This window comes from Chitinimonas sp. (genome assembly GCF_036568685.1).
In the GTDB taxonomy this organism is placed as follows: domain Bacteria; phylum Pseudomonadota; class Gammaproteobacteria; order Burkholderiales; family Chitinimonadaceae; genus Chitinimonas.
Genome location: NZ_DATCSC010000034.1, coordinates 89,217 through 95,811 on the forward strand (window position 1 = coordinate 89,217; position 6,595 = coordinate 95,811).

A 6,595-nucleotide genomic window follows, 5' to 3' on the forward strand; every position below is an offset into this window, starting at 1 on the left:
TCCTTGTGCATACGATCAGGGCCGGATGCCCGGCCCCTTGTTCATTTTTGTTCGGTCTCGCCTGTCTTGGGCGCTACTTCATAGGGCACCCGTATGGTGGCACGAGTCCCACCCTCGATGGGAATCATGATCTGCAATTCGGCCCGACCGTTGTACAGGACCTTCAGTCGTTCGCGGATATTGGCCAGGCCTACACCGCCGCCGCTGGTACTACCCTTGGGCGAGAAGCCCATGCCGGTATCGGTGACGCTGACCTCCAGCATGCCGTCACGGATTTCAGCAGCGATCTCCAGCTTGCCCCCCTCAGCCTTGGGCTCCAAACCATGCTTGATCGCGTTCTCAACCAGGGTCTGCAGCATCATCGAGGGGAATACGGCCGACTTGAGCCCATCCGGTACGCTGATCGAAGGTTGCAGACGCTCATCCATACGCACCTTCATGATCTCCAGAAAGGCTTCGGACAGCGCCGCCTGCTGACCCAACGTGGGCCGGCTACCCTCGCGCATCTGCGGCATGGCCGAGCGCAGATAGCGGATCAGCGACTGCTGCATCTTGGACGCGCGCGGCGGGTCGGTCTGGATCAGTTGGTCGACCGAGGCCAGGGTATTGAACAGGAAGTGCGGTTCAATCTGCGCCTGCAGGGCTTCCATGCGCGCTTCCAGTACGGTGCGCTCCAGTTGTTCGGTATCGGCACGTTCGGTTGCTTCTTCTGCCCTCACTTCCGCCTTGAGCTTACCGGTCGCGATCACCTTGATGATCAGCGAGGTCAGGATCAGCATGAAGGCCAAGTCTTCGGCGTGCAGGATGTTGCCGAATATCAGCACCAGGAGGCTGACGATCAGCAGCGTCTTCCAAGGCACCACGGCCAGCCAGTCGAAGAACTGCCACCAGAACTTCACCAGCAGGCTCTTCAGTTGTTGCAGTGCCTCCTGCTGTTCGGTCTTGCGGCGATCACCGTGGAAGGCATTTTCCAATCCGTCTTGAACGGTATCGCGTATCCGCTCCTTGAACGCCTCACGACGGGCTCGGCGTTCTTCGCGGCGGCCGTTAATATCATCTGCGTCTTGCATAAGGTGTTCTCCATTGCTGGCGCCGAGTGCCAGGGTGTCGCTATTTGGGGCCTTGCTGCACCCCTTCTTCCATGCTTGCAGGATAAGGAGGCCGGCTTGCAAGTGCGACCGCCGGAAGATACGCAGCTGTTTGGGTGGAGCGCAATGCGTTTTTGCGCGATGAATTGCAGCTTGGCGGGATGGATGTCGGCACCGGCTGGCTTATGCTGGTAAGGAAGCAGGAGTGCATGGCGGGTAGCCTGCAGCGTGGTTTGAACCTTTTTCCCTGGGTCGGGAATCAACCGGCAAGGGGGGCAATATGGTGCAAGGTGAGCAGCAGACCAGGGTAGGTGGCATGGCAGAGCCAGGGCCGGCCGAGCAGGAGGAGATCCGCCTGCTGGAGCGTATCGCGAATGGTGACAAGCAGGCCTTCGACACCTTCTACCGTCGGTATCACCCGAGGCTGGCGCGATTTCTGGAACGGGTCACGCGTCGTCCCGGCTTGGTGGAAGAGCTGTTGAACGACACCCTGCTGGTGGTCTGGGACAAGGCAGCCAGTTTCAATCGCCGCAGCAAGGTCTCGACCTGGGTGTTCGCCATCGCTTATCGCAAGGCGCTCAAGGCGTTGCAGCGCTGGGATCAGCCGCAGCCGGCGGAAGCCTTGGAGCAGCACGCTGACCAGGGCCCCGGGCCAGAGCAACTGCTGGGCAAGCAGCAATTGCATACTGCCCTGCAGGAAGCGCTCGATGGCCTGTCCGCTGAGCACCGCGCGGTGGTGGACCTGACCTATTTTCATGGCCTGGCCTACGGCGAGATCGCGGCCATCGTGGATTGCCCGCCGGATACGGTAAAGACGCGGATGTTCTATGCCCGCCGGCGGCTCAAGGTATTGCTGGGCGGTAGATTGGGGGATTGGCTATGAGCGAGCGTGTAGTGCAGTTGGATACGCAAATCCACCAGACCGTGCAGCAACTGCTGCCCTGGTATCTGGGCCAGCAACTGAGCGAAGCCGAGGCGAGCGAAGTGGAGGCCCACCTGGCCGTCTGTACCTACTGCCAGGAAGAGCTGCGCAGGGAGCAGGAGCTGCAGCAGGCACATGCAGACCTGCCCGTGGCCTTGCCCGATGTGGAGCAGGGGTTGGCTCGTTGGCACGCCGGCTTGGCCGAGCGAGAAGCCAGTGGGCCCGCCTGGATCGCCCGCTTACGACGCTTGGCTGTGGCCTGGCGGCCGGGGTGGCAGGCCAGCGCGCCCTGGCTGAGGGGACTGGTGCTGGCCCAGGCCTTGGTGCTGGTGGCCTTGTTGAGCTGGTGGCGGCCCGTCACCGAGCAGGGGTCGGTCTATCGGACCTTGGGGGCAAGTGAGCCCGCGCAGGCCGCCAGCTTGTTAGTACGTTTCAAGCCTGAGGCGACCGAGTTGCAGATACGCGGCGTACTACAGCAAAGTGGGACGCGGCTGGTTGATGGTCCGACCGGTACCGATGCCTACCTGTTGGCAACGTCGGCCGAGCAGCAGACCGAAGCATTGGCCGTGCTGCTGCGCGAACCGATCGTGGTATTGGCGGTACCGCTGGATGGAGCCGCACGGCCATGATGCGATTGCTGCGATTGGCTGCGGGGCTTTGCTGCTGTTTGCTGACGGTGGTGTGGGCGGGAGAGCCGGCCAGCCGGCCCCCGGCCGAGCCGCCGGAGCAGATTCTGGTCATGCTGCAGCTGCCCCCCGCACATTTCCTGCCCGACACCGGCTACAGCGGCAGCTATGGGGACGGGCAGGGTAGCCAGGCGCGCTGGCGACTGGCACGGCAGTTGGCCGAGGCACATGGCCTGACCTTGCAGCAAGGCTGGCCCATGAGCCTGTTGGGTGTGGATTGCTACCTGATGACCGTGCCACCCGGCGTGCAGACAGAGGCCGTCATCGCCGCCTTGTCGCGTGATAAGCGGGTTGCCTGGGCGCAGCCTGTGCATACCTATCGGACCCAGCAGGCAGAAGACGACCCCTTGCTGCCTTTCCAGCCGGCAACACAACGCTGGCACCTGGCGCAGCTGCATGCCGCTGTTCGGCAACTGGGCGGCCACGCGGCCAAGGTCAGCGTGGCGGTGGTCGACAGCGGCATCGAGGCCCAGCACCCCGACCTCGCCGGGCAGGTATTGCTCAACGAAAACCTGGTCGACGACCATCCCTTCCGGGCGGAGCATCACGGCACGGCGGTGGCGGGCATCATCGCCGCACGGGCGGACAATCACCTGGGCATTGTCGGCGTTGCGCCGGAGGCCAGCCTGCTGGGCCTTCGGGCCTGCTGGGAGCGCACGGCGGACAGTACGATCTGCGATACCCTGAGCCTAGCCAAAGCGCTGAACCTGGCGATCGGCAAGGAGGCCGGCATCATCAACCTCAGTCTGAGCGGCCCGCAGGACAGATTGCTAACACGTTTGCTGGAGGTCGCCATGGCACGCGGCATTGTCGTGATCGGGGCGCGTGACCCTGATCGGCCCGACGGAGGTTTTCCGGCTTCGTTACCTGGTGTGGTGGCGGTAGCCAGTGAAAGTAGTGCGGCGGTGCCGGCAAATACGCTGCTGGCACCGGGCAGCGATGTGCCGACCAGCCTGCCGGGCGGCCGCTGGGGGCTGGTGTCTGGCTCCTCCTATGCCGCTGCCCACGTCAGTGGTCTGTACGCCCTGTTGGCCAGCCTGGGGCGGCCACCCGAGGGCCGGATGCTGCTGACCTCGGGTGGCGGAAGGGTGGATGCCTGCGCGACCTTGGGTCGGCAGCTGGGCAACTGCGTCTGCGATTGCAGTGGGGCGCCGCCACTCAGAGCCGCCATCCGGGAGTGATGTGCCTAAGCACGCGATCTTCCCCCTATTGATGTGTCATGGCCTGCTGATCAGTAGCAGCGGGCTCGCTTACGCGCAGCTGGGCGGAACGCTGGCGCTGGATTCGGATTATCGTTTTCGTGGCAGCAGTTTTAGCGACGGCAAGCCCAGCCTCCGGGCCGGCGTGACCTATGACGACCCGGATGGCTGGTATGCCGGCGGGGCCTTGGCGCGCGTCAGTCTCGCTGCCGAGCGCAAGGAGGGGCAGGCACTGCTCTATCTGGGCCAGACCTTGCACAGTACCGAAGGCAACGGCGCCGAACTGGGCATGCTGGCTACTCACTACACCCACAGCAGCCGCTACGACTATCAGGAGCTCTACGCCGGCCTCCTGGCCGAGCGTGGGAACGTCCGGATCTACTATTCCCCGCGTTACTTAGGTCATCCGGTACAGACGGCCTACCTGGAATTCAATGGCGGCTTGCCGTTGTCGCGAGAGCTCAGTGTCTTTGGCCACCTGGGTTGGCTTGGGCGGGTCGGTGGCCATGCTGGGGGCGATGGTTGGCGTCATGACCAGCGGCTCGGTGTCGCCTTGCACCGCAATGGTTGGGAGTGGCAGCTCGCCTACAGTACCAGTCACGGTCAAGGGCCGCTGCCTGCCTACTACGAAGCATCTCGTAGGGCTTGGGTGAGTACCCTGGCCCGCTACTTCTGAGTCTTTTTTCACCCGCTATGAACCGCTCTGCCCGAACGCGGAATACACCGCATGGGTATGACCGATTCCAATCCAGCAGGTAAAGGAGAAGACGATGAAGCGCGTAAACCAGACAAGACTATGGTGTTGTGTCGGCCTGTTGGCCGGCTTACTGGCCGGTTGTGGCGGTGGGGATGGTGGCGGAGGAGGGGGCGGCTATGGCGGTGGCCCTGGCGGGCCTGGGGGCGGTGGCGGCAGCGGGACCAGCTACACCGCCAAGGCCCTGGTCTCGGATGGCGCTAGTACGACCTACAAGGATGCAAACCTGGTCAACGGCTGGGGGGTAGCCTTCAACCCCGCGGGCTTTGTCTGGGTATCGGACAACGGCACCAGCAAGTCCACCCTCTACGATGGCAACGGCGTGCCACAGTCGCTAGTGGTCGGCATACCGGCTGGAACGGTTGGCAGCGCCTCGCCAACCGGGATCGTGTTCAACGGCAGCCAGGACTTCAAAGTCAGCCAGGGCGGCGGCAGCGGTGCCAGCGCCTTCCTATTCGTCGGCGAAGCCGGCACCTTGTCTGGCTGGTCACCCAGCGTCAACCAGGGTAGTGCCATTACGGTCTACGATGGTGGCAGTGCCGGCAAGCGCTACACCGGCTTGGCGCTGCTGAACCAAGGCGGCAGCAATTTGCTGTTCGCGGCGGACTTCCATAACGGCAAGATCGACGTATTCGACAGCAGTTTCGCCCAGATATCGGTCATGGGTGGCTTCAAGGACGCCAACCTGCCGGCTGGCTACGCCCCCTACAACATCCAGGCATTGGGTGGTCAGCTCTACGTCACCTACGCCAAGCAGGATGCCAAGGCAGAGGACTCCACCGTTGGTGCAGGCCTGGGCTTGGTCGACGTCTTTGACGGCAACGGTAGCCTGCTCAAGCGCCTCGTCAGTGGCGAGAAGTTGAATGCGCCGTGGGGATTGGCCATGGCGCCGACCAACTTCGGTCCGTACAGCGGCATGTTGCTGGTAGGTAACTTCGGTGATGGCAAAATCAATGCCTACGACCCGGCCAGCGGGGCCTACAAGGGTACCTTGAGCAAGACTGACGGCAGTGCCTTGGTCATCGAAGGGCTTTGGGGCATCGCCTTTGGCAACGGCCTGAATAGCCAGCCGCTCAATACGCTGTTCTATGCCGCGGGGCCTGGTGATGAGAGCCACGGCGTCTATGGCCGTATCGATCTGCAATGAACAGGGCAAGGAGTCTGATCATGAGGCACGCGTTGGCGGCAGGATTGCTCTGGGGGCTGTGTGTGGTGACGCCGGCCTGGGCGTCAGGTGGCGGGGGCGGAGGGGGAAGTGGCGGGCAGCCGGCGGTCATGCAGGACCCGGACTACGCCAGCGGCGAGAAGGCGATAGAGCGCAAGGACTGGGCGACGGCGATCCGCTATATGGAGGCGGTGACGCAGCGCGACCCGAAGAATGCCGACGCCTGGAACTACCAAGGCTATGCCTACCGTCAGAAGGGAGATACCGACACTGCCTTCCAGCGCTACGAGGTGGCACTGCGGCTCAATCCCAATCACAAAGGGGCGCATGAGTACCTGGGCGAGGCTTATCTGATGGTGGGCAATCTGGCCAAGGCGGAAGAGCAGCTCAAGGCCCTGGACAAGCTCTGCTGGCTACCGTGCGAGCCCTATAGTGAACTCAAGGAGAAGATCGCAGACTACAAAAAGGAACATGGCCTGTAGATGCGACCAGGAATGAAAAAGGGCGGCCAGGCCGCCCTTTTTCATTCCTCCCGCGCCGGTACCAGTACGGTGCGGTTGCCGTTGGTTTCCATGGGGCTGACCAAGCCCGCCTGCTCCATCTGCTCGATCAGGCGCGCGGCCCGGTTGTAGCCGATACGCAGCTGGCGCTGCACCGAGGAGATCGAAGCCTTGCGGCTCTTGATCACATAGCTGACTGCCTGGTCGTACATATCGTCGCTCTCGCCATCACCGCCGCCGCCGGTCAGGCCAAACTCACCGCCACCGCCGCCTTCGGCACC

Annotated in this window: 8 protein-coding genes; 6 read left to right on the plus strand and 2 right to left on the minus strand. The window is 63.2% G+C overall.

Annotated elements, in window-relative coordinates; translation table 11 throughout:
- Positions 1-41: 41 nt before the first annotated feature.
- Positions 42-1,070, minus strand: a complete 1,029-nt coding sequence (locus tag VIM95_RS05820) for a sensor histidine kinase (RefSeq protein ID WP_331983978.1) — start codon at positions 1,068-1,070, stop codon at positions 42-44.
- 334 nt (positions 1,071-1,404) lie between these two features.
- On the opposite strand from VIM95_RS05820, the gene VIM95_RS05825 reads away from it, so the two are divergent.
- The 6 genes from VIM95_RS05825 (at position 1,405) to VIM95_RS05850 (ending at position 6,296) form a co-directional block, all read left to right on the plus strand.
- Positions 1,405-1,971, plus strand: a complete 567-nt coding sequence (locus VIM95_RS05825) for a sigma-70 family RNA polymerase sigma factor (protein WP_331983980.1) — start codon at positions 1,405-1,407, stop codon at positions 1,969-1,971.
- Complete coding sequence (locus VIM95_RS05830) at positions 1,968-2,639, plus strand: zf-HC2 domain-containing protein (RefSeq protein WP_331983982.1); 672 nt, start codon at positions 1,968-1,970, stop codon at positions 2,637-2,639. Before VIM95_RS05825 ends, VIM95_RS05830 begins: the two co-directional genes overlap by 4 nt.
- Positions 2,636-3,877 carry a S8 family peptidase gene (locus VIM95_RS05835; protein ID WP_331983984.1) on the plus strand — a complete coding sequence of 414 codons (1,242 nt, stop codon included), beginning with the start codon at positions 2,636-2,638 and terminating at the stop codon, positions 3,875-3,877. The genes VIM95_RS05830 and VIM95_RS05835 overlap by 4 nt, the downstream gene beginning before the upstream one ends.
- Position 3,878: 1 nt before the next feature.
- Positions 3,879-4,571, plus strand: coding sequence for a TorF family putative porin (locus tag VIM95_RS05840; protein ID WP_331983986.1), 693 nt, complete (start codon positions 3,879-3,881; stop codon positions 4,569-4,571).
- 94 nt (positions 4,572-4,665) lie between these two features.
- Positions 4,666-5,796, plus strand: coding sequence for a TIGR03118 family protein (locus tag VIM95_RS05845; protein ID WP_331983988.1), 1,131 nt, complete (start codon positions 4,666-4,668; stop codon positions 5,794-5,796).
- 20 nt (positions 5,797-5,816) lie between these two features.
- The gene (locus VIM95_RS05850; RefSeq protein WP_331983990.1) at positions 5,817-6,296 is read left to right on the plus strand and encodes a tetratricopeptide repeat protein; all 480 of its coding nucleotides are present in this window, start codon (positions 5,817-5,819) and stop codon (positions 6,294-6,296) included.
- A 41-nt stretch (positions 6,297-6,337) separates the two neighbouring features.
- Here VIM95_RS05850 and VIM95_RS05855 read toward each other — a convergent pair.
- A partial coding sequence (locus VIM95_RS05855; RefSeq protein WP_331983992.1) for a DNA translocase FtsK occupies positions 6,338-6,595 on the minus strand: 258 nt, incomplete at its 5' end.

Coding starts and splice junctions, on each gene's coding strand:
- VIM95_RS05850 (WP_331983990.1), top strand. CDS start 5,817: ATGAGGCACGCGTTGGCGGCAGGATTGCTCTGGGGGCTGTGTGTGGTG.
- VIM95_RS05830 (WP_331983982.1), top strand. CDS start 1,968: ATGAGCGAGCGTGTAGTGCAGTTGGATACGCAAATCCACCAGACCGTG.
- VIM95_RS05835 (WP_331983984.1), top strand. CDS start 2,636: ATGATGCGATTGCTGCGATTGGCTGCGGGGCTTTGCTGCTGTTTGCTG.
- VIM95_RS05825 (WP_331983980.1), top strand. CDS start 1,405: ATGGCAGAGCCAGGGCCGGCCGAGCAGGAGGAGATCCGCCTGCTGGAG.
- VIM95_RS05820 (WP_331983978.1), bottom strand. CDS start 1,070: ATGCAAGACGCAGATGATATTAACGGCCGCCGCGAAGAACGCCGAGCC.
- VIM95_RS05845 (WP_331983988.1), top strand. CDS start 4,666: ATGAAGCGCGTAAACCAGACAAGACTATGGTGTTGTGTCGGCCTGTTG.